This window comes from Streptomyces sp. NPDC042638, assembly GCF_040647235.1.
GTDB classification, from domain to species: Bacteria; Actinomycetota; Actinomycetes; order Streptomycetales; family Streptomycetaceae; genus Streptomyces; species Streptomyces rameus.
Window position 1 is genome coordinate 58,886 of record NZ_JBEZBT010000027.1, and the last position, 20,999, is coordinate 79,884.

A 20,999-nucleotide genomic window follows, 5' to 3' on the forward strand; every position below is an offset into this window, starting at 1 on the left:
ACGACGACCGAGGAGCGTAACCATGAAGTACATGCTGCTGATGCAGTTCAGCGAGAAGAACGCCGACTTCCCCAAGCTCGACGAGTGGAAGCCCGAGGAGATCCAGGCGCACATCCAGTTCATGCAGCAGACCAATGCCGGCCTTGCGGCCGCTGGTGAGCTGGTCGACGCCCAGGGCCTGGCCATGCCGGAGAGTGCCCGGATCGTGCGCTCCCACAGCGGTGGCGCGCCGGTCGTCACCGAGGGCCCGTTCCCGGAGTCCAAGGAGTGGGTGGCGGGCTGGTGGATCGTGGACTGCGACACCGAGCAGCGGGCGATCGAGATCGCCGCCGCTGTCTCCGCGGCTCCCGGCCCGGGCGGTCGGCCGCTCAACATGCCGATCGAGGTGCGCCAGATCATGGCGGCCCCGGCCACCGAGCTGTAGACACCCCTTGTGACGACCTTCGAACCAGCCGTCGACGACCTGCTGCGCACGCTCGCGCCGCAGGTCGTCGCCCTGCTGACCCGACGCTGCGGGGACTTCGCCGCCGCCGAGGACGCCGTCCAGGAGGCCCTGCTGGACGCCGCCACGCAGTGGCCGGCCCAGGGGGTGCCGCGCAACCCGCGCGGCTGGCTGGTTCAGGTCGCGAGCCGCCGCATGACCGAGCACGTCCGCAGCGAGCAGGCCCGCCGTCGGCGCGAGGAACTGGTGGCCGGGCAGATCCCGGCCGACCGGCGGTCCGCCCCCGGCGCCGACGCGGGGGACGAGAGCGCGCGCGACGACACCCTCACACTTCTGTTCCTGTGCTGCCACCCCGTGCTGTCGCCGGCCTCGGCGATCGCGCTCACCCTTCGCTCGGTCGGCGGCCTGACCACCGGCCAGATCGCCCGCGCCTTCCTCGTCCCCGAGGCGACCATGGGTCAGCGGATCAGCCGGGCCAAGCAGCGGATCAAGGCATCCGGGGTGCCGCTCCGGATGCCGGACGCCGCCGAGTGGCCGGCACGGCTCGACGCGGTGCTGCACGTCCTCTACCTGATCTTCAACGAGGGTTACACCAGCAGCACCGGCCCCGAGCTGCGACGCGTCGAACTCTCCCAGGAGGCGATCCGCCTCACCCGGGCCGTCCACACTCTGCTGCCGGACAACGCCGAAGTGGCCGGTCTGCTCGCGTTGATGTTGCTCACCGAGGCGCGCGGACCCGCCCGCACCGGCCCGGACGGCGAACTCGTGCCGCTCGCCGAGCAGGACCGCGGCCGATGGGACGCAGCCGCGATCGCCGAGGGCGTCACGCTGATCAGCGCCGCCCTCCCACGCGGCCCGGTCGGCCCGTACCAGGTACAGGCGGCAATCGCAGCCGTCCACGACGAGGCGCCCACCGCCGCCCAGACGGACTGGCCGCAGATCGTCGCCCTGTACGGGGTGCTCGCCCGTATCTCCGACAACCCACTGATCACCCTGAACCGCGCGGTCGCCACCGCCATGGTGGACGGGCCCACCGCCGGCCTCGCCCTGCTCGCCGACCCGCCGCCCGCGCTGGTCGGCCATCACCGGCTGTACGCGGTCCGCGCCCATCTGCACGAACTCGCCGGGGACCGGGAGTCCGCCATCACCGACTACCGCACCGCCGCCCACCGCACCGCCAGCCTCCCGGAGCGGCACTTCCTCAGCCTCCGCGCCGCCCGACTGGCCGCGCGAGTGGGCAGGTGAGCCACCGGTCATGAGAGGCCGTCAGCTTGCGCACGGTCCACTCAAGCGCCGTACACCTCACGGACGTCGTCCGCAGGCGGTGGTGCGTGCCGGGCCGCGGGGCCCTGCGCGAACGTGCGCAGCAGGTTCTCCGTCGTGCGGGTGACGAAGGCGCGGGTGCGTGCGTCCATACCGTGATCCCGGCCGAGTTCACCCGTCCCGGCCAGCAGGCTCTCCACCCAGCGCATGGTGCCGGTCGCGAACACCCCCGCTCCACCGGGGGCCGTGTAGTACGCCGAGTCGCTGTGGCTCGGCCGGCCGCCGCACACCAGCGGTGAGTGCGCGGTGATCTCCAGCGGGCCGGGGGTGGGGGCGCCGGGCATGACCCGGTCGTACTCCACGCCCACGAGATGGGCGAAGGCGTCACCGGAGCGTGCGCCGGTGCCCTCGTACAGCCAGTGGCCGGCGGCCCGCACGACATAGGGCGCGTCGACCGGAAAGCCCTCGTAGAGCACCCCGGTCAGGGAGGACTCCGGGTCGGCGGCGGGCGGGAGCCGGTAGTCGGTGGTGACCAGCGCCGGCTGTGAGCCGTAGTAGGGGTCGGCACGGTAGTCGGTCTTGTAGCAGACCACCGTACGGTCCTGCGCCCGCTCTCCGGGCTCCAGCCGCACCCGGCGGAAGCAGGTGTTCGCGCCGAGGAAGGCGAGGTTGGTGCCGGCGTCCCGGGCCGCGGTCACATGGGCCCGCTGCTGCGGCGTCCAGTACTCGTCATGGCCCAGGCAGACCACGGTGTGCGCGCCGAGCAGCACCCTCGGGTCCCGGTGGACGTCGAGACCGGTGGTGTAGGCGAGCGGTATGCCCAGGCGCTCGGCCAGCACCACCAGCGCCCGCTCGTAGACGAGGAACTTCGAGGCGCCGTCACCGTCATAGGGACGGTCGAAGCTGACCGCCAGGGAACGCGTGGCGTACGCCCCGGACTCGCCGGCGTAGAGGCTGCTGCCACCCCAGCGGTTGTACGCCTGCCAGGTCGCCGGAGCGTGCAGCAGGACCGTGCGGCCCGTGCCGTCGGTGGAACGGACGATCAGGGGGACGTACCGCTGGTGGCCGCTGTCCGCCTCCAGCCGCAGCAGATAGGCGCCCTCGGGCCAGCCCGAGGTGTCCACCGGCAGCGTCACCGGCCAGTCGGCGCGCACGGTTCGGGTGGCGGACAGCACGCGCGGGGCCGGCCGAGCGCGGCCCGGCACACGCCCGGAGACCCAGATCCGGCGGGCCTGCCGTCCGCCGTACCAGCCGACCCGGAACGCGGAGACGCGGAAGGACGCGGCCGTGGTCGACACGTGCAGGGCGAATTCCTCGCCCGGGGTCAGGCTGACCCGGTCCGGGTAGCCGGCCACCGCGTCCGGCGGGCCGGTGGTGCCCAGCCGCCAGTCGGCGGTGCCCGGGGCGTCCCGCTCCGCCTCGGGCCGGAGCCGGCCGTCAGGCGCGGCCGAGGCGTGGGGGGAACGCGGATGCGACGGCGCGGCCGTGCACGCTGCGGCGGCCGTGCCGAGGCCGGCGCTCGCGCACAGAGCGAGGAAACGCCGGCGGCCGGGGCCGTCCGAGTGCCGGGTGTCGTGTACCGGGGTCATGTCGCCTCCCGATGCGTGTCGCCCTCCAGCGTCCCGACACCCGTTCGACCGGCGCAACCCGCGAAGCCGGGCCTCCAACGGTGGGAAGGCGGCGCGGGCCCGGCGGTCGGGACACCGGCGGGTACGTCCGTTCGGGTGACGCGCGTCAGGTACGCAAGCCGATGCCCACGTGGTCGTGGTGGGTGGCGTCGCTGAGCCGGCCGGGCCGCCACCGCGCAGGCAGCACGGGGCGCCACGCACGTTTTTACGGCCCGGCCGCCGCCACACCCCGTATGAAGCTCGATCAGGGCGTGTGGCGCCCTCGGGCCGACGACCGGGTCACCGCCGATCCGCCACACGCCGAAGGGCCGGCCGCGCGGATGGTCGCTGGGCCGACCGGTGCCGAAGACGTCCAGCGGATGGCCGGAGCGTGCCTCACGCCCACCGCCGGCGACGCCGGAGCCGACACTGCTGAGGCCGTCGCCGCCCGCGAGGCCTCGACCTGGCGGCCGGCCTGGCCGCGATGAGCCGACGCACCGCCCGCGCCGCAACACTGCGGGCCCGGACCGGGCGGCGCGTTCTCAGGCAGCCCTCGGCACCCTCGGCCGCACCGCCCCAACTTCCGCCCCGGTCCCGGCCGCCGACGATCCGGCCCCGAATGCACCCGTCCCGTCTTGGGGACCAGCTCCGACGCGGTACAGGCACACGGAGCTCGGGCAGACGGCCCCATTACGCTTGGGTGCTCCGACGGGCGGTCCCCCACCGCCCGGTGGGGCACGGCGCTCGTGCGGCTGCCCCGGACCACCACACCCAAGGACGGCAACCGAGTGTCTTTCTTCACCATCGGCCACCGCGGTGTCATGGCCGCCGAGCCGGAGAACACCCTGCGCTCCTTCCTGCGGGCCGAACGCGAAGGGCTGGACGGTATCGAGCTGGACCTGCACCTGAGCAAGGACGGCGAGCTGGTCGTGATGCACGACGAGACACTGGACCGCACGACGGACGGCTCTGGCCCGATCGCTGACCAGGAGTTGGCGCAGCTCAAGAAACTCGACGCCGGCCTCGGCGAGCGCATCCCCACGTTCGAGGAGGTGCTGGACGCCGTCGGGCCGACGGTGCCGATCCAGGCGGAGATCAAGGACGTGGCCGCCGCCCGGTCGCTGGCCAGGCTGCTCACCGAGCGCGACCTGCTGGACCGGGTCTCGGTGCTGTCGTTCCACGACGCGGCGCTGATCGAGATCCACAGCCTGCTGCCGCAGGCCCGCACCGTGCTGGTGGCAGGCCCCAGCGCCCACCGCGACACCTTCGTCGGCCGCGCTCAGAAGGTCGGTTCCACCCTGGTCAGCGTCGAACTGCGTCAGCTGAACCGGGCCATCGTGGAGAAGTGCGGCGCCGCCGGCATCAACGTCATGGCCTGGACCGTCAACGACGAACGCGACCTGACGCTGGCCCGGATGCTCGGCCTGGTGGGTTGCGTGACCGACCAGCCCGGCATGAAACGGCTGGTCGAGGCCACGGCCTGACGTCAGCGATCCGGGACCGAGCCAACCCTCCCGTGGGGTCAGACGAGAGCTCGAACGCCGTGGCCGCAGTCCCCCGCGACAGAATTCCACTGGTTCCCGGCTGGGTGCCCGGTGTGGCCACGGTGTGCAGCTCGCCTTGATGTGTGCCGGTTCAGGTGAGTGTTCGAGTCTCGGGGAGGCTTTCCGTCAGCGTGGAGGTGCCTGCCGGACCGTCTTTCGCACGGACGAGCTCGACGGCCAGCAACGCGAACCAGCAGCCTACTGTCACCAAGTGGATCCGCTGGGCGATCCCCTGCCCCCCGGAGTGGCCGAAGTACGGTCCCACGGATGAGACCGCGGCTGCCATGGAGACCGGTAGCAGCCAGGGCCCCCACCGGCCGACCAGCTCCCACCCGCCGGCCCGGGACCTGCCCGCCCAGGTGAACAGCGCCATCGATGCGAAGAGGGCGAGGTGCACCAGTGCGCTGGTCGTGGTGTGCCAGACGTTGTCCGGCGGACAGCCGGACTCTCGAGAGGGCGCACACCGCATGGGGAGCAGCACGTCGGCGATCGAGAACAGTCCGATGGCGGTCACCGCCGTCCACCCGGTGCGCAGCGCTGTGCCTGCTCGGTGTGAGCTGGTCATGCCGAGCACGCCCGCGGCTGTGATGAGGGCGGCGCAGGCAAGCTCCACGCCTGCGAACAGAGTCCGGTAGGGCTGGTCCGCGGCGAATGCCTCGCTCACGTACGAGTCGGCCTGAGCCAGTCCTGTGGGCACGAACAACTGCAGCAGCCAGTCGTTGTACAGCACCGCGCTCGCAAGCAGCGAAGCGGCAGACAAGATGCGACGTCGCACGTGTCCTCTCCCACTTGCGAGGCGCTGTCCCCGCTGTCGGCCACCCTGGGATTCGGCGTTCGGCGTTTCGTCCTCCGGCTTGTGACCGCGTCGCCGGGTAGAAGCCGCTCTGGTGGGTGTCATGTCGTGCGGCGCTGGCCGATCTGCGGGTCCAGGGGCAGGTTGAGGCCGGCCGCTGCCTGTGCGGGTTGGGCGGGCAAGGGGAGCAGGTGGCTGGTGCCGTGGCCTCCGAGCCCGTGGGCGTACGGGCTGTCCGGGGGCCGGTGCAGGGCGCTGAAGAGGGCGGCGGCGGGGTCGTCCTGGGCGTCGTGGATGTTGTAGAAGGCGCCGGCGAGGATGAACAGCCGTTCGTAGACATGCCGGTAGGCGGTCGCGCGGAAGCGCTGGACGCGGGCTTCGTCTACGTCGCCGCGTAGCGCGCCGCAGATCGCGGCAGCGGCCAGCAGCACGCGGCCGTACGTCGCCAGATGGACCCTGGCGGAGAGCAGCGGGTCGAGAAAGCAGGCCGCGTCGGCTGTGAGGTAGTAGCCAGGGCCGCAGAACGTGCCGCTGGTGCAGGGGTGGTCGCTCTCGGCGCCAGAGGCATCGACGAGACACCGGAAGGTGGCCTCTGCGTCGTGACGGTCCGAGGAGGACCAGAAGGCCCCCGCCTTGCGGGTGAAGCCGTGACAGTCGAATCCCTGGCGGGACAGGAGCGCGGCCGCGGTCGTTCCTGCGGGGCCGCCTCCGGCGACCAGTACCTGGGTCGTTTCCCGCATCTCGGTGTCCCTCATCACGTAACCGGCAACTGACGCATGCCTTTCCCGCCTTCCACGGATTGAACACGTACCGTGACAGTACGCTCACATGGCCGTCCAGTCCGACAGCCAAGCGGGAACGGAAGAACCCCCCGAGCGGGTCACTGGGCCGCGGCCCTGCCCGGCGGGGGGCCGGGGCGCTGAGAGGGCGGAAGACCATGATCACGCGCCCGCCCAGGTGCACATTGAGGGCCTGGCCCCAGTGTTGCCGTCCGGCCGGTTCACGGCCTGCCCACCGGCTCAGCTGGTCCTCCTGGCGACGCAGCCACCAGGCACGATCACGAGCCGGCCATTACGGGAGATAAGCACCGAAGTTGGTCGCTCCGAGCCAAAGGCTGAGGGGTTCATCGGTCGCTGGGAGTAAGTCCTGGGCCTCAGGTGCGATTCGCGTCTGCCTGGCTAGGGTCGGTCCTCATGGAGACCACAGGAATCGTTCGTCGGCAGACGGCGGAGCGTGTGCGCGACGCTCTGGAACGGCTCGTCACCGAGCGGGACGTTTGGGTGTCGACAGCTCAACCTGATCACGGGCCGCACCAGGTGCCGCTGTGGTTCTTGTGGGACGGGCGAGCAGTGTGGATGTGCACCGGCGCCACTTCCGTGACCGCGCGAAACGTCCGCCGAGAGCCGCGCGTGCGCCTGTCGCTGCCGGACACCTTCGACGTGTTGCTCCTCCAGGGTGACGCGGAGTGCTTCCCGGACCAGGAGGTGCCCGCAGACGCAGCGGAGGCGTTCGCCGACAAGTTCGGGTGGGACCCACGCGTGGAAGAGGGTTCTTTCCTGTATGTACGCGTGGTCCCGAGCACTGTGCGCGCTTGGCGCGGCGAGCCGGAACTACACGGGAGAGTCATCATGCGCGACGGGACATGGCTGGAGTAGACGGGACATGGCTGGAACAACGGCCGTCCCTCAAGGCAGTCATGGCGGCACCGGGCTTGCTCGGCGCGCGGATTCACCTGACAACGGACGCCGTAGGTCCGCTGGCCGGCCGCGCTGACCTGGCGCGGGCCGGAGACATCACGATCGTGGGTGCGGTGACTGTTTCAGCGGATCGTTCCGGTCTGGACGCCCCCATCGGCCCGAGCTGCCCCCGGGCGCTACAGCAATAGGTTGAAGATCTTCGTCACGGTCTCCCAGTGCTTGGTCTGAGGGTTCTTGAGATCCGGGAAGACCATCCTGAACGTCTCGGCGAGAGCCACGCTCAAGCCGCCGAGGAGTTCGGGATATCGTGCCTCGGTCTCCTCGGTCGGCGCCCGGTCGAGCGGGGGGTGCTTCGCCAGCTGCTCGAGGATGGGTTTGAGTTCGACCTCCTGGTCGAGCTGCCGGAACCGGTGGATGCTCTCCTGGAGCCCTTTGGTGACCGGTAGGTCCCACGGTTCGACGGTGTCGCGGTCGTTCGCCTTGGCCGCGGCCTGCGCGACGATCAGGAGATCGTAGAGCTTGTCGTCCACGAAGTCGCTGTAACGCTTCAGGTCGTTCTTGTCCACGTCGAGACTCGCGGCCGCGCGGAAGAACCTTTCGAATGCGGAGACCCCCATGACGGTCATGCCTCTCGCCTCCTCAACGATGGGTGATCGCCCGGTCAAGGGTCGCAGAGGATCGCCATGGGCCGCCTGCGCATGCCAGGACGAACGCGGCGGAAACGGCCGGAGGCGAACTTCGCCAGCCCCCGGTACGGCGCGGCGCGGGGGGCTACCTTTCATGGTAAAGCTGAGCAAAACATGTCTTCGATCACGCGAAAAGGCTGGACAAGGAGCGCCAGGTGGTTCTCGGCTACCGGGGGCCTGGAGCGCGCACGGGCCCTCCGGCAAGGAGGGGAACCAATTCCCGGAGGAGCGCGGCCTCGACGAACGCCAGAAGTGGGACCTCGGCGCGGACAACGAACAGGAACCGGGTAATAAAGGCCGGTACAAGTTTCCGTACGGCCACTTCGAGAAAGTCCACCGCTGCGGAATTCTTTCCGCGGAGCGGCGCCGGACAGAACAAGTACACCGACATGGAACTCGCCGTGGCGCATGTGCACGGGATGCTTGACGAACTTGGTTCTCTCCGCCAGGGACGATGCGCGTGCTCTATCGCACCGGGCCGCACTCATCGACGATCACGGTCGGCTCCGACAAGAAGACATCTCGACGAGCGAGCACCCGGAGCCGGCCACCTTCATCCCGCGGCCGAAGCCTACGGGCGACACGACTCCGCCAGCGGCACGTCGAAGACGCCCGGCAGCCGGCGGGCGTCCTGTGGCTCGGCGTCGAGAAGGACGTCCCGTCGGTGTTTCGGTTTCCCTATGAGGCCCCACCGGCCACTCGGAGCGCGCTATCGACGTGCTGCACCGTACGCGGTGCGCCAGGCGGCAGGGGGTACGGCGGCCTGGCGCCGGAAGAAGGTGGTGAAGTTGCCGACGTCCCGGAAGCCGAGGCGCCGGGCGCAGCCGGTGACGGGAAGGTCGGTGTGGGCGAGCAGTCGCTTGGCTTCCAGCAGGATGCGCTGGTCCAGGAAGGTCTTGGCGCCGGTGCCGGCGGCGGCGCGCGAGGCCCGGGTGAGGGTTCGCACGTCGTAGCCGAGCACCCGCCCGTAGTCGGCCACATGGTGCCAGTCGGTGAAGTGCTCCTCGACCGCGGCCCGGTAGGCGAGGAACACGTCCGCGTACCGGCCGGCGGCCCGTGGCGCGTCGGTCGGGGCCGGTGCGTCGGGCAGTGCACGCAGGATAAGCGCCGCCAGCAGGTGGCCGAGCAGTGCGGGAGATGCCAGGCGCGGTGTGCTCGCGGCCATGTCGTGCTCGCGGCCGAGGTGTCCGGCTGCGAGCAGTGCGAGGTCCAGACGCGGCTGGTCCAGCTGCCAGCACGCCGGGGCGGTGGCCTCTGCCGCGGTGCAGCCCGGAAGGAAGCCGGGCCGGAAGAGGACCAGGGGGCCGTCGCAGGCGTCGATGTCGCTCCAGCGGTGCACCATGCCGGGCCGGATCCATACGGCGCTGCCTTCCGTCAGGCGGTAGTTGTGGAAGTCCGCTTCGTGAGTGCCGGTGCCGGAGCCGACGAGCGCGAAAACGTGGAAATCCGGGCGCTGCGGGAGGACGCGACGGCGGCGGGTGTCCATGACGCGCAGCGCGGCGAAGTCCATGACCTCCACGCCGTGCCAAGATCCGACGGCAGGCAGGTAGCGCAGTTGCCGTACCGCGTGCTGTCCGTTTTCCACAAGCGTTGGATTCTTTTTCACCGGGGCGCCCACATCGCCTCTCCTACGGTTGAACGAAAGCCTGACTGGCAGGTCAGGTTACGCGTTCGAGGCCGCGGCACACGGCGGTGGCCGCTGCGCGCAGCCGATGTGAGAGGTGCGACGATGACGGAAACGACAATGCCGGTGCCCGTGGCGGGTGGGACCCTTGATGTGCGCGTCGGGGGCCGGACCGGGCCTGCGCTGGTGTTCGTCCACTACTGGGGTGGCTCGGCCGACACCTGGAACGGCGTGATCGGCCACTTGCCGCCCGGGCAGGCGACGGTCCGCTTCGATCAGCGTGGCTGGGGCACCTCGCGTGCGATGCCCGGGCCCTGCCACCTCGACCGCCTCGCCGACGATCTCGCCGACGTGGTCGGCGCGTGCGTGTCGGGGCCGTTCGTCCTCGTCGGGCACTCGATGGGCGGCAAGGTGAGCCAGCTCGTCGCGGCCCGCCGGCCGACCGGACTGGCCGGCCTGGTGCTCGTCGCGCCCGCGCCGCCAGAGCCGCCCCCGACGGTGACCGAGGAGTACCGGCGGGGCCTGTCCCACGCGTACGACTCGCCCGAGACGGTGCGGCATGCCCTCGACGATGTGCTGACCGCCGCACCGCTGCCCGACGCGGTACGGACCACCGCGGTGCGCGACAGCCTCGCCGGGAGTGCCGAGGCCCGGGAGGAGTGGCCGTTGCGCGGGATCGCGCAGGACATCTCCCGCGCCGTACGCGGCATCGAGATCCCGGTGACCGTGGTGGCCGCGGAGAACGACGCGGTGGAGCCTCCGCGCGTCCTGCGCGAGTACCTCCTGCCGCACATCCCGCACGCGACCCTGACCACCGTCCCTGCTGTCGGCCACCTGCTCCCCGTGGAAGCCCCCGGCGCCGTCGCGGCCGCCCTGGGGGACTTCCTCACGCACCTTCGGCACTGACCGGCGCGAGGAGCGGGCCTGCTGCCCGGGCGGCCGTACCGCACACCGGCCGCCCAGGTTCCTCGCGCCCCTCGGAATCACTCCTCGAAGGGCGCGGCGAGCAGCAGGTCCTCCGCCGTGGGCACCGTGAAGTCCGGGATGTGACGGCGGCCGACCTCGGCGAAGGGGTGCATGAGTACCGACATGGGTTTCGTACGGCACAGCGACAGTATGTTGTCGAGCGCGTCCTGCTTGAATCCTTCTCTGGGGTAAGCGCCGAGTACTTCTTCGCGAATGTCGGACGGGATGCTGTCGAGACCGTTGCCTGTGAAATCGAGTCCGGAGCCGATGGCGACCATGGCGATTTCAGGCCTCTTTCGCGTGGCGATGCCGATGTTGGTGTGCAAGGCGATCGCGTCCCAGACGACCGCCACTCGTTCGGCGGGCACGCGCTGTCTCCGCAGGAACAGTTGCGCGGCGTCGGCGCCGTCGACTTCGAAACGCTCGGTCGGGGTCCGGTAGGCCTCGACCAGCCCGAGGTCGTGCAGGGCCGCGGCGAGGAAGGCGAGTTCGCGGTCGTAGGGAACACCGCGCCGGTCGAACAGCAGACAGCCGTAGAGGTACGTCCGCATGACATGGTTGAAGAGCGTCTCGGAGGACACGCCCCGTACGAATGCCGCGGTTCTGCGTACTACTTCACTGGTGGGGAGGGGGATGCCGGCCACCCTCCGAGGCAGGGTCTCGACGGTCGGGTCGGCAGTCCTGTCGCGCGGGACCGGCCCCGACGCGGCAGCGGCCGGTGGGTCGGACAGAGCGGTGGTGAGCACGGAGGCCGCGCCTATCGCGGCGAGACCGACGCCCCTCCCCAGTGCCGTGCGCCGGGTGACGTTTTCCGCCTCGTTTTCCTTGTCAGACACGCCAATAGCCTTCTTTTCGCGGGATGAGCGGTTGAGCGGTTGAATGCCCAGAGCCTATGAACGGCTTCGTACGGCCGACAGCGGCAAAAGTGCCGGTAAGCCCCTGATTCTCGCCAGGATGGCTGTTCCTCCCCCGTACCTGACGCCCCTCGCGAACGCCGCCCCAGCGTTTTGCCGAACCGGCAACAAGCCTCGCCGCGCCCGCGCCGTCGCCCGCAGGATGGGGTACCGATCTCGGCGCACCGCAGACGAGGATCTTGGAGGATTCATGTCGCAGCAGGCCACGGAAGTCACCCACCGGCTGGTCTCCTCGCCCGCGGGCCGGATCCACCTGGTGGAGCAGGGCACCGGACCTCTGGTGCTGCTCGTGCACGGTTTCCCGGAATCCTGGTACTCCTGGCGCCACCAGCTGCCGGCCCTGGCGGCAGCCGGGTACCGCGCAGCCGCCATCGAAGTCCGCGGCTACGGCCGTTCCTCCAAGCCCGGCGACCCCGGGGCGTACCGGATGCTGGAGCTGGTGGAGGACAACGCCGCCGTGGTGCAGGCCCTGGGCGAACGGTCCGCGGTGGTCGTCGGCCACGACTGGGGGTCGGCCATCGCCGCCAACTCCGCCCTCGTCAGGCCGGACGTCTTCCGCGCGGTGGGGATGCTCAGTGTTCCCTATGCCCCGCGCGGCGGGCCGCGGCCCAGTGAGGTCTTCGGGCAGTTGGGCGGGGACGAGGAGTTCTACGTCTCCTACTTCCAGGAGCCCGGACGGGCCGAGGCCGAGATCGAGCCCGACGTGCGCGGCTGGCTCGCGGGCTTCTACGCCGCCCTGTCCGCCGACACCATACCCGCGCCCGACGCACCCGACCCGCACTTCGTCGGCCGGGGAGGAAGGCTGCGGGACCGCTTTCCCACCGGCCGGCCGCCCGCCTGGCTCAGCGAGAGCGACCTGGACCACTACAGCGGGGAGTTCGAGCGGACCGGCGTGAGCGGGGCGCTCAACCGCTACCGGAGCATGGACCGCGACTGGGAAGATCTCGCCGCCTTCGACGGTGCCCCCATCACGCAGCCGTCCCTGTTCGTCGGTGGCGGCCTGGACGCCTCGACCACGTGGATGGCCGACGCGATCAAGGCATTCCCCACCACCCTGCCCGGCCTGGTCTCCTCCCACATCCTCGATGACTGCGGCCACTGGATCCAGCAGGAGCGCCCCGCGCAGATCAACCGGCTCCTCACCGACTGGCTCTCCTCCTTGCCCGGCTGACGACCTGCCGGAAACGCGGGGGGTGTCCGGGAGCGGTCGGGCGGCTGGGCCGGGCCGTGTACCACGGTGCGTTCACGGCGTCGGTGGACGCGACCTGTACGTCATGACCAAGCAGGAGGATGGGAGGTGGCTGCTGCACGCATGCCAGAACACCGAAGGCCGGGTCGGTGAGGCGGGGTCGGTGGCGTGCCGGTCATCCGCGTGCGCCGGCGGTCTGCCGGTGCTCCGCCGGGTATCCGTCGGCCGGCGCTGTCGACCAGTGCGCCGCCAGTTCCGCGAAGGAGCCGGTGTCGGGTGCCGGGGGCATGCCGGCCCGGCCACGAGCCCTGGCCCGGTTCACCAGGTTCGCCGCGTCCAGCCCGGCGAGGCGCTCGGCCGTGTGGGTGAGCAGCCGGGCCGCGGTGGAGGCGAGCGCCTCCTCCCCCAACGGCCGCTCGGGCAAGCTCAGTTCCTCGGCGATCAACGACCGCAGGGTGTCGACGAGATCGGAGGCACCCACCTCGCGGACGGTCAGGGACAGGTGCGCGGAGAGCCCTTGGTCCCCGGAGGCCCGGTGGGCGAAGCCGCGCGGGACGTACAGGACGTCGCCGGGGTGCAGTGTCGTCCGCAGGAGCTCGGGCGGCCGGGGTCCGTCCTGGTCGGTGACCCGGCCCGCGTGCCAGTTCTCGTCCGCGGGGCCCTCGTGGATGTGCCAGGTCTTGCTGCCGGCCACCTGGACGACCAGGACGTCGGCGTCGTCGCGGTGCAGGGGCAGACCCTGGCGGCCCGCCGGTGTGACGAAGAAGAACGCCTCCACCGGCCGTCCGAGTTCCGCGGCGAGGGAGGCGAGCAGGGTGCGGGTGGGGGCGTGCCACTGGTCGACGCAGCGCAGGAGCAGGGTGGCCCCCTTGTCCAGCAGTTCCCGGATTCTGCGGGCGTCGGCGAATCCGGCCGGTGTGCCGCGGGCGACGGTCCGGGTGGTGGTGAATTTCCTGGCGGGCAGTTTGTCGCCGTCCCACATCTCCACGTACGGCTCCCGGAAGAATCCCGTGGACATGGCGGTGTCCAGGTCGGCCAGGGTGAAGGAGCTGTGGCCGCCGCCCTCCGGGTGGAAGACGCCCGGACGCTTGTTCCAGTAGGAGGCGATGAAATCGGCTGGATCTCCCACCCATTGGGCGAGCGTCGGCGCGTGCATGGCCATCGTCCCTTCTTCGGAGAAGCTCTCTCTTCTTCGGAGAGGCTGTCTCGTCATCGGTGATTGACTCGGCAACTGTGATTCGCTCAGCTTCGCGGTTTGTTCGTCAGCGGTGCTTCACCGGTTTTCAGCCGGGCAGCACGGCCCCGGGATAGCGGTCCAGGGCTGTCCGGGCGAGTTCGTACGGCACGGAGAGCGTGTCGACCATCAGGTATCCGCCCACGGGACAGCGGACCACCGTCAGTTCGGCGTCCTGTTCCACGACCACGGTGGGACTGCTCAGCGCGGGGCCGAGGGAGAAGCCGTAGTGCACGGCCGTCGCGGTGCCGTCACCGGGGCCGCCCGCGGCCCGTCTGGCCCGTTCCCGCTCGGCGGCGGCGGAGAGGTCCCGCGCCAGCACGCGTGAGGTCTCGGTCGCCAGGCCGGACACGGCGTTCACCCGCGCGAGCGCCTCCTGCACCTCCGGCGCCAGCATCCAGTGCCCCGCCGCCTGGTGGAGGTCCGTCACGTCCTGCTCCGTCATCGCGTCGACCAGGACGGCGGCGTCGACCACGTCCCGCCCCCGCAGGGGCTGCTGGAACAACTCCTCGGCGATGAGCAGCAGATGGGCGACCGTCCGGTTGGCCGGCCACTCCGCACGCAGCGGGACCGTCGTCGAGTTGCCGACGAAGGGCGCCGAGAGGAACTCCGCCGCGTACACGTAGTCGAGGTCCGATTCCGGGGAGGGCCAGTTCAGGGCCACGGCCCAGTGGCGTCGGCCACCGCTGTCCAGCATGCTCACCCGGGCCTCGTCCACCGGTCTCTCGCGGGCGACGGCGGCCACCGCCGCCCACAGCTCGCCCTCGTCCGGCACCAGCAGGTCCACGTCCCTGCTGGTGCGCAGCACGCCCGGCGGGTAGTAGCGCTGGAGCGCCGCTCCCTTGAGGACGTCGGCGCGGCCCGTTCTCCCTACGAGGTCGATGATGCGCTCGTGCTCGTCGCGGCGCGCCCGCTCCGCGTCCAGCAACGCCGTGCCGAGCGCTCCCATCCGGTGGCCCTCGGCCGCGGCGAGCGAGCACACGGTGCCGCCGAGGCGCTGGTCGCGGCGCCCGGCGCGCTCCAGGACCAGCCCCAGCCGGATGTCGGGGTCGACGCCCATGACCTCCCGCACGGTTCTCAGCGACAGGTCCACGGTGCACCTCCAGGGAATGGCGCCGGCCGGCGCGACAGGGGACGGAAGGACGGTCGTACGCTTGCCGGCGCACTCGTACCGGGGCGGAATTTCGAGCATCGTAGCCTCGCGGACGACCGGCGGACCCGTGGGATGCGCATTCCGGAAAACACGCGTCCACGGGCGCGGCGCGGGTTTCCGACGGGTGGGGTGAGGGCGAGGTGCGGATTACGGAAGCAGCCGTTGCCCGGCCGTCCCGGACCCGCCTACAGTCCATTTCGCTCGATCAATTCCCAACGAAGGAGCATCACATGATGAAGCACGCTTCCATCCTGCGTCCGCGTCTCGACAAGGTGAAGCCGCAGAGCCGCTGAATCAGCACCTGAAGTGGAATGCCGCCACCTTCGGGTGGCGGCATTCGCTTATGAGGACCATTGAGGGAGAGTGCTTTCCTTGTACGAATTCCGGACTATGAACGGGCCGCTGCCGGTCATGGCGGTCGTCGACGAGCGGCTGAGCACGACCACGGTCTGTCTGGCCTCGAAGTACGGTTCACGGGACGATCCGGCGCAGGAGTGCGGTCTCGCTCATGTCCTGGAACATGTGCTGATGTCCGCGCCGGTGGGCTCCGTCCCGTCGTTCAGCGAGTACGTCGAGCGGCTGGGCGGCCACGCCAACGCCGAGACCGGCCTGGACCGCATGCTGTTCTACGCGCAGGTACACGCGGACGACGCCGAGGAGATCACCGGACTGCTCCAGCACGCGGTGCTGCAGCCCCGGTGGAACGAGAGGACGCTGCCCCAGGAGAAGGCGGCGGTCTTCCAGGAGCTGGCGGCGGCCGCCGCGGACCCGAGCGACGTGGTGCAGGACGCCTTCCTGGACCACCTGTTCCCCGGCCACCCGCTGGGCCGTCCCGTGGGCGGCACCCGGGAGACCGTGGGGGCCTTCGACGTCAGCTCGATGGCGGCGGGCCACCGGGACCGGCTGCTGACCGCCGACCTGTCGCTGATCGTGGTCGGACCGTCGGTCCCCGCGGCGGCGGACCCGCTGGTGGCGGGCGTCCCGGCGGAGGCGCTGGCGCGTCTGGGCACGGCTGAGCGCGACCTGGCCTCGCTGCCCGCGCCCGGTCCCGGCCGCCCGGTGCCGTGGCCGGACGAGTTCGCCTGGGTCTGTGCGGGCGCGCGCTCGGTCGGCAACCACGATCCGCGCCGTCCGCACTTCAACGTCCTGGCGCAGCTGCTCGGTTCGAGCCCGTCGTCGATGCTGTACCGCCGGCTGCGCGGAGAGGCAGGCTTCGCCTACGCGTTCCAGTCGTGGAACCGCGGTTACGGGGAGACGGGCGCGTGGCGGGTCCTGGCAGGCGTCGACTCCGGCAACGGCGACGCGGCGCTCGCCGTGATCCGGGGGGCGCTCGAAGAGATCGCGGCGGACGGGCCCAAGCCCGACGACCTGGAATCCGCCCGGCGTCAGGCGCAGATGCGGATCTACACCTCCGTCGACACCCCTCTGGAATGCGCGCGTTTCCTCGCGCTGCGCAGCGGCGGCCCGGTCGGCTGGTCGCCCGCCGCCGAGGTGGCGAACATCGCCTCGGTCGGCGCCGAGGATCTCCGCGCGGCGGCCGCGCACGTGCTGAGCGGCTGGCGGGCCGTGGTCCGGCCGGAGGCACGGTGACGGCCCTCCAGGAGTACCTCGGCCGGGCCGCGTCGGCCGGACTCCTCCAGGAGGCGGGCGGTTTCGGCTTCGTCGCCGACCGCTGCGACGACCCGTTCACCGGGCGCCGGCAGGTGCTGGTGGAGTACTGCGACCCGGGACTGCCCGTCTCGCCCGACGCGCTGGAGGCACTGCGCCGCGCACTGCGCGACCGCGGCGACGAGGCCGACGCCGTGCTGCTGCGCGTCGCCGGCGATCTGCGGCTGCCCGCACCGTGGCGGCCGCGGCTGACGTACGTACGGCACGACCGCACTCCCGCCGCTCCGGGCGCCGGCGCTCCCTCCCCCGCCGGGCTCACCGTGCGGCCGGCGACCCCCGCCGACGATCCGCGCGTACGGGCCTGGCTGGTACAGGCGTTCCGGAACGCGTACCCGGGCCAGGACGTCGAGCCCGGCCACCCCGGTGTCACGGCCGTCATGGAGGCTCCGGACCGGCTGTCCTTCATCGCCGAACTCCACGGCGAGCCGATAGGGCACGGGACCGTGCTGGTCCGCGAGCAGGACAGCGTGACGGGCGAGGAGTTCGCCGAGTTGGTGGACACCCTGGTGGACGACGCGGGCACCCGGCGGGCCGCCATCGCCGCGCTGGTGGCCGCCGCCGTACGGGCCACCGGGGGGCGTCCCCTGTGCGGCCATGTCGTACACCCCTATGAGCCCGAGGCGGCGCGCGGCGCCGACAGCGTGCTGCGCGCCCTCGTGGCCGGTGACTGGTCGGTCGACCACTGCTTCTGGGAGAGCCCGTGGTGAGCACTGAGGAGCACGGCCCGGCGTGCCGGGCCGCGTGGGAACGTACCCCGGACGGGAAGGCGGTGACGGACGCCATCGTCGTCGAGGACGTCGGGCGCACCTATGCCGACCGGCGCGGCCGGGCGGCCGGTGAGGTGACCGCGCTGAGCGGAGTCAGCCTGCGGGTGGCGCCCGGCGAGGTGCACGGCCTGCTCGGCCCGAACGGGGCGGGCAAGACGACGCTGTGCAAGATCCTGACGACGACCCTGGAGCCGACGACGGGTTCGGCGTGGGTGCTCGGCCTGGACGTGACCCGGCAGTCGCGGGCCGTTCGACGGTCGATCGGACTGGTCTTCGGCGGCGACCGGGGACTGTACGGACGGCTCAGCGCCCGCGAGAACCTGTGGTTCTGGGGGGCGATGTACGGGCTGCGCCGCTCCGTACTGCGTTCCCGTGCGGAGCTGTTGCTGGACCGGGTGGGGCTGCTGGACCGGGCCGACTCGCGGGTCGACACCTTCTCGCGCGGGATGAAGCAGCGGCTGCACCTGGCGCGCGGCCTGGTCGGGGACCCGCGGGTGCTGATCCTCGACGAACCCACGGTGGGGATGGACCCGGTGGCCGCTCTGGACTTCCGGACGCTCGTCGCGGAGCTGCGGGAGGAGGGGCGTACGGTCCTGCTGACCACGCACGACATGGCTGAGGCGGCGGCGGTCTGCGACCGCGTGTCGCTGATCGACCGGGGCCGGCTGATCATGACGGAGGACACGGACGCCGTCGGCCGGCTGCTGTCGAGCTACGAGCGGGTGGTCGCCCAGGGCGTGTCCGCGGAACTGGCGCGGCGGGTGGAGGCGATCGCCGGCGTCGTCGCCGTACGGCACGAGGCGGGCCGGCTGGAGGCCGAGACGGAGGAGCCGTCCGCCACCTCCTCGGTCCTCGCCGTCCTCGCGGGGGCGGGGGTCCACCAGGTCAGCACGGCCCGGCCGGACCTGAGCGAGGTGTACCTGCACCTGGTGGGCCGGCGGGGCATGGCGGTGACCTGATGGCCCTCTTCCTGGCGTCCCTGCGCTTCCAGTGGCGCCTCGCGCCGCGCTCCCCCGGCACCTTGCAGGTGTGGGCCACCGCGCCGCTGTTCACGGCGGTGTTCCTGTCGATCGCCGAGCACGCGCACCGCACCGATCTCACGTCGTTCTCCGTCGTCGCCCCGACGCTCATGGGCCAGTGGGCACTGGCCCTCGGCATCGCGGGCGAGATCATCACGGACGAACGCGGCCAGGGCACGCTGGAAGCGGTGATCGCGACGCCGTGCAGGCTGTCGGTGGTCGTCGTGGGCCGGATCTGCGCGGTCAGCCTGCTGGGCATCACCGCCATGGCGGAGGCGTGGCTGGTCGCGGGGCTCGGCTTCGGCCGGTGGATCGCCGTACCGCATCCCGTCGTGCTGGCCGTCGCGCTGCTGGCGAACGCGGCCGCCATGGCCGGGACCGCGAGCATCCTGTCGTCGCTGTTCGTCCTGATGCCGTCGGCGCGGATCGTGCAGAACACGCTCAACTATCCGCTGTACCTGCTCAGTGGCGTTCTGGTGCCGCTGTCGACGCTGCCGGCCTGGCTGAGGCCACTGGGCCGTCTGGTGTTCCTGAGCTGGAGCGCCGACCTGTTCCGGGCCGCCCTGGACGGCGCGGCGGTCTCCCGGCCGGTGGCGCGCATCTCCGTCGTCGCCCTGCTCGGGCTGTCCGGTTACCTCGTCGGGGCGCTCCTGCTGGCCCGTGTACTGCGCCGTGTCCGCAGGCTCGGCACCCTCACGCACACCTGAGAGTAGACGTGTACCCATCCGCACTTCATCTCGTGCGCTACGGCTTGCTCAACGCCGTGGCCGACTTCAAGGCCACCTACACCTGGCGGAGCTGGTCGTTCGGCTGGCTCGGCAGGATGCTCGCCCAGGTGCTGTTCTTCACCGGGCTCGGCCGGGTGCTGGACCAGCCCGGTGCCGTGCGCTACCTGGCGCTCGGCAACGCGCTGATGACCTGTGTCGTGGACACCATGGCCGTGGTGGCGACGACGAGCGGGGAACGCAGGGCCGGCACGCTTTCGCTGCTGGTGTCGAGTCCGGCGGACCCGGTGTGGGTGTTCGTCGGACGCAGTCTGCACTGGCCGGTCAGCGGGGTCGCCACCGCGTCGGTGGCCCTGTTCGGCCTCGGCCCGTTCTTCGGGGTCACCTGGAGCGCGGCGCAGGTTCCGCCGGTGCTGCTGCTGATCGCGCTCACCGCGCTGGGCACCTACTGCGTCGGGCTGTTCCTGGCCGTGCTGGTGGTCAACGTGCCGCGGCTGCGCAATGTCGTGTCCAACTGCGCCTACCTGGCGATGATGGCGTTCTGCGGTGTCCAGGTGCCGGTGGGCTTCTGGCCGCGGGGGGTCGGGGTGGTGGTCCAGGCGGTGCCCCTGACCCATACGCTGCGGGCGCTGCGGGCCGTGAGCGACAACCGTCCGGCGGCCGAGGTGTTCGGTCCGGTGGTGCCGGCGGTGCTGACGGCCGGCCTGTGGCTGGTCGCGGCGGTCGTGACCTTCCGCTGGCTGGTCGCGGTGCCCGCCCGCCGGGCGGGCACCCTGGACCTGACCTACTGACCTACCGGCCTACTGGCCTACCGGCCTACTGGCCTACCGGCCTACCGGCCTACCGGCGGCGGGCGTCGGCCGCGCAGCCGCACGGCTCGTCCGCGGCCGGCCGCTGCGTGAGCAGTGCGGCGGTGAGCGCCTCGGTGGCCGTGTCGACCGCCGCGAAGTAGGCGTCACCGCCGGCTCCCGGAGCCGGTTCCAGCCCCAGGTCCAGTACGGGGTGGGTGCGCCCGCTCCGCCCGCAGGTGAGATCGCAGGTGCTCAGCGTGATCCGTACCGGGGCCGGGACGGACGGGGCGGCCGCGTGCACACAGCGGCACAGGGCCGCCGCGGTACGCCTGAACTCCTCGCGGGTGCGCGGCAGAACGCCGACGCGGCGCCAGCCGGGCGCGAGGGACGGGGAGCCGTAGGCGTGGCCCTGGCAGCTGTCGTAGGTGACGAGCCGCCAGTCGCCCGTGGTGAGCGCGTCCACCAGGGGCCAGACGCCGTCCTCGATGGCGGCGCGCCACTGGGGGTGCGCGGGGTCGACGTCGTCCGCCTCGTGAATGCCGGGGAGGCCGACCGTGTTGATGTTGCCGTCCGCGCTCCTGAGCAGCCGGGCGGCCCGGCGGGGCGCGGCGGGGGCGTTCCAGCGGCCGAGGAACCCGTCGACGTCGGGCATGACGTTCGGAAGGCGGGGGCGGTGGGTGAGCGTGCGGCAGCGCCCGTCCGCCCCGTCCGCCCCGTCCGCCGCCGTCGTCGTGGTCTCCTCTTCGAGGCTCGTCACAATTCCCTCCCGGTTTTCGGTCCACGGATTCTGGATGCTGTCCGGCGATCGTAACGACATAAGGTTCCGAAACGGCCCGCCTCTTCTCCCCGGGCCCGAAGAATGCGTATTCACGCAGGGCCGGGGCAGGGCGGATATCCTCTTCCGTTCGCATTTCCGC

Annotated in this window: 20 protein-coding genes and 1 pseudogene; 12 read left to right on the forward strand and 9 right to left on the reverse strand. The window is 71.5% G+C overall.

Annotated features, from left to right (window positions below; translation table 11 throughout):
• Positions 1–22: 22 nt before the first annotated feature.
• Both AB0B40_RS22010 and AB0B40_RS22015 read left to right on the forward strand, forming a co-directional pair.
• Positions 23–424 (forward strand): YciI family protein, encoded by a 402-nt coding sequence (locus tag AB0B40_RS22010; protein WP_362265100.1) that lies wholly within the window; start codon positions 23–25, stop codon positions 422–424.
• Positions 425–433: 9 nt separating this feature from the next.
• The gene (locus AB0B40_RS22015; RefSeq protein ID WP_345046291.1) at positions 434–1,687 is read left to right on the forward strand and encodes a sigma-70 family RNA polymerase sigma factor; all 1,254 of its coding nucleotides are present in this window, start codon (positions 434–436) and stop codon (positions 1,685–1,687) included.
• 41 nt (positions 1,688–1,728) lie between these two features.
• Here the strand turns inward: AB0B40_RS22015 and AB0B40_RS22020 are convergent, their stop codons facing one another.
• Positions 1,729–3,294, reverse strand: coding sequence for a N,N-dimethylformamidase beta subunit family domain-containing protein (locus AB0B40_RS22020; RefSeq protein WP_362265102.1), 1,566 nt, complete (start codon positions 3,292–3,294; stop codon positions 1,729–1,731).
• A gap of 806 nt (positions 3,295–4,100) precedes the next feature.
• Between AB0B40_RS22020 and AB0B40_RS22025 the strand changes: the two genes are divergently transcribed.
• Positions 4,101–4,796 (forward strand): glycerophosphodiester phosphodiesterase family protein, encoded by a 696-nt coding sequence (locus AB0B40_RS22025; RefSeq protein WP_345046293.1) that lies wholly within the window; start codon positions 4,101–4,103, stop codon positions 4,794–4,796.
• Positions 4,797–4,947: 151 nt separating this feature from the next.
• On the opposite strand, the gene AB0B40_RS22030 is transcribed toward AB0B40_RS22025, so the two are convergent.
• Together AB0B40_RS22030 and AB0B40_RS22035 are read right to left on the reverse strand one after the other, a co-directional pair.
• A complete protein-coding gene (locus AB0B40_RS22030; RefSeq protein ID WP_362265104.1) occupies positions 4,948–5,631 on the reverse strand; it encodes a DUF998 domain-containing protein in 684 nt (227 codons plus the stop codon).
• Between the two features lie 119 nt (positions 5,632–5,750).
• On the reverse strand, positions 5,751–6,389 hold the full coding sequence (locus AB0B40_RS22035) for an FAD-dependent monooxygenase (protein ID WP_362265106.1): 639 nt from the start codon (positions 6,387–6,389) through the stop codon (positions 5,751–5,753).
• 453 nt (positions 6,390–6,842) lie between these two features.
• Between AB0B40_RS22035 and AB0B40_RS22040 the strand changes: the two genes are divergently transcribed.
• Positions 6,843–7,304: a pyridoxamine 5'-phosphate oxidase family protein gene (locus AB0B40_RS22040; protein WP_362265108.1), complete on the forward strand. Its 462-nt coding sequence runs from the start codon at positions 6,843–6,845 to the stop codon at positions 7,302–7,304.
• A gap of 218 nt (positions 7,305–7,522) precedes the next feature.
• Here the strand turns inward: AB0B40_RS22040 and AB0B40_RS22045 are convergent, their stop codons facing one another.
• Both AB0B40_RS22045 and AB0B40_RS22050 read right to left on the reverse strand, forming a co-directional pair.
• Positions 7,523–7,972, reverse strand: a complete 450-nt coding sequence (locus AB0B40_RS22045) for a DUF1931 family protein (protein ID WP_362265110.1) — start codon at positions 7,970–7,972, stop codon at positions 7,523–7,525.
• A gap of 769 nt (positions 7,973–8,741) precedes the next feature.
• Positions 8,742–9,617 (reverse strand): AraC family transcriptional regulator, encoded by an 876-nt coding sequence (locus AB0B40_RS22050; protein WP_345046300.1) that lies wholly within the window; start codon positions 9,615–9,617, stop codon positions 8,742–8,744.
• Positions 9,618–9,761: 144 nt separating this feature from the next.
• Between AB0B40_RS22050 and AB0B40_RS22055 the strand changes: the two genes are divergently transcribed.
• Entirely contained in the window at positions 9,762–10,562 is an 801-nt protein-coding gene (locus tag AB0B40_RS22055) for an alpha/beta hydrolase (RefSeq protein ID WP_362265113.1), read from the forward strand.
• A 77-nt stretch (positions 10,563–10,639) separates the two neighbouring features.
• On the opposite strand, the gene AB0B40_RS22060 is transcribed toward AB0B40_RS22055, so the two are convergent.
• The gene (locus AB0B40_RS22060; protein WP_362265115.1) at positions 10,640–11,458 is read right to left on the reverse strand and encodes an HD domain-containing protein; all 819 of its coding nucleotides are present in this window, start codon (positions 11,456–11,458) and stop codon (positions 10,640–10,642) included.
• Positions 11,459–11,726: 268 nt separating this feature from the next.
• On the opposite strand from AB0B40_RS22060, the gene AB0B40_RS22065 reads away from it, so the two are divergent.
• On the forward strand, positions 11,727–12,707 hold the full coding sequence (locus tag AB0B40_RS22065) for an alpha/beta hydrolase (RefSeq protein ID WP_362265117.1): 981 nt from the start codon (positions 11,727–11,729) through the stop codon (positions 12,705–12,707).
• A gap of 94 nt (positions 12,708–12,801) precedes the next feature.
• Positions 12,802–12,876, forward strand: a pseudogene (locus tag AB0B40_RS22070) (DUF4440 domain-containing protein); the annotation flags it as partial.
• A gap of 24 nt (positions 12,877–12,900) precedes the next feature.
• Here AB0B40_RS22070 and AB0B40_RS22075 read toward each other — a convergent pair.
• Both AB0B40_RS22075 and AB0B40_RS22080 read right to left on the reverse strand, forming a co-directional pair.
• Positions 12,901–13,887, reverse strand: a complete 987-nt coding sequence (locus tag AB0B40_RS22075) for a cupin domain-containing protein (RefSeq protein ID WP_362265119.1) — start codon at positions 13,885–13,887, stop codon at positions 12,901–12,903.
• A gap of 121 nt (positions 13,888–14,008) precedes the next feature.
• Positions 14,009–15,052, reverse strand: coding sequence for a hypothetical protein (locus AB0B40_RS22080; protein ID WP_362265121.1), 1,044 nt, complete (start codon positions 15,050–15,052; stop codon positions 14,009–14,011).
• 450 nt (positions 15,053–15,502) lie between these two features.
• On the opposite strand from AB0B40_RS22080, the gene AB0B40_RS22085 reads away from it, so the two are divergent.
• Genes AB0B40_RS22085 through AB0B40_RS22105 form a run of 5 tightly spaced genes read left to right on the forward strand, consistent with a single transcriptional unit; the run spans position 15,503 to position 20,082 of the window.
• Positions 15,503–16,702, forward strand: coding sequence for a pitrilysin family protein (locus AB0B40_RS22085; RefSeq protein WP_362265123.1), 1,200 nt, complete (start codon positions 15,503–15,505; stop codon positions 16,700–16,702).
• Positions 16,699–17,487: a hypothetical protein gene (locus tag AB0B40_RS22090; protein ID WP_345046310.1), complete on the forward strand. Its 789-nt coding sequence runs from the start codon at positions 16,699–16,701 to the stop codon at positions 17,485–17,487. The genes AB0B40_RS22085 and AB0B40_RS22090 overlap by 4 nt, the downstream gene beginning before the upstream one ends.
• Positions 17,481–18,506, forward strand: coding sequence for an ABC transporter ATP-binding protein (locus tag AB0B40_RS22095; protein WP_345046311.1), 1,026 nt, complete (start codon positions 17,481–17,483; stop codon positions 18,504–18,506). The genes AB0B40_RS22090 and AB0B40_RS22095 overlap by 7 nt, the downstream gene beginning before the upstream one ends.
• Entirely contained in the window at positions 18,506–19,273 is a 768-nt protein-coding gene (locus AB0B40_RS22100) for an ABC transporter permease (protein WP_345046312.1), read from the forward strand. Before AB0B40_RS22095 ends, AB0B40_RS22100 begins: the two co-directional genes overlap by 1 nt.
• Before the next feature lie 32 nt (positions 19,274–19,305).
• Entirely contained in the window at positions 19,306–20,082 is a 777-nt protein-coding gene (locus AB0B40_RS22105; protein WP_362265125.1) for an ABC transporter permease, read from the forward strand.
• A 49-nt stretch (positions 20,083–20,131) separates the two neighbouring features.
• On the opposite strand, the gene AB0B40_RS22110 is transcribed toward AB0B40_RS22105, so the two are convergent.
• Positions 20,132–20,839 carry a hypothetical protein gene (locus AB0B40_RS22110; RefSeq protein WP_362265127.1) on the reverse strand — a complete coding sequence of 236 codons (708 nt, stop codon included), beginning with the start codon at positions 20,837–20,839 and terminating at the stop codon, positions 20,132–20,134.
• Positions 20,840–20,999: the final 160 nt, after the last annotated feature.

Bases quoted from the DNA above. Each gene is read 5' to 3' on its own strand.
- AB0B40_RS22010 (WP_362265100.1), top strand. From the start codon at position 23: ATGAAGTACATGCTGCTGATGCAGTTCAGCGAGAAGAACGCCGACTTC.
- AB0B40_RS22020 (WP_362265102.1), bottom strand. From the start codon at position 3,294: ATGACCCCGGTACACGACACCCGGCACTCGGACGGCCCCGGCCGCCGG.
- AB0B40_RS22035 (WP_362265106.1), bottom strand. From the start codon at position 6,389: ATGCGGGAAACGACCCAGGTACTGGTCGCCGGAGGCGGCCCCGCAGGA.
- AB0B40_RS22040 (WP_362265108.1), top strand. From the start codon at position 6,843: ATGGAGACCACAGGAATCGTTCGTCGGCAGACGGCGGAGCGTGTGCGC.
- AB0B40_RS22045 (WP_362265110.1), bottom strand. From the start codon at position 7,972: ATGACCGTCATGGGGGTCTCCGCATTCGAAAGGTTCTTCCGCGCGGCC.
- AB0B40_RS22055 (WP_362265113.1), top strand. From the start codon at position 9,762: ATGACGGAAACGACAATGCCGGTGCCCGTGGCGGGTGGGACCCTTGAT.
- AB0B40_RS22065 (WP_362265117.1), top strand. From the start codon at position 11,727: ATGTCGCAGCAGGCCACGGAAGTCACCCACCGGCTGGTCTCCTCGCCC.
- AB0B40_RS22075 (WP_362265119.1), bottom strand. From the start codon at position 13,887: ATGGCCATGCACGCGCCGACGCTCGCCCAATGGGTGGGAGATCCAGCC.
- AB0B40_RS22085 (WP_362265123.1), top strand. From the start codon at position 15,503: ATGAACGGGCCGCTGCCGGTCATGGCGGTCGTCGACGAGCGGCTGAGC.
- AB0B40_RS22100 (WP_345046312.1), top strand. From the start codon at position 18,506: ATGGCCCTCTTCCTGGCGTCCCTGCGCTTCCAGTGGCGCCTCGCGCCG.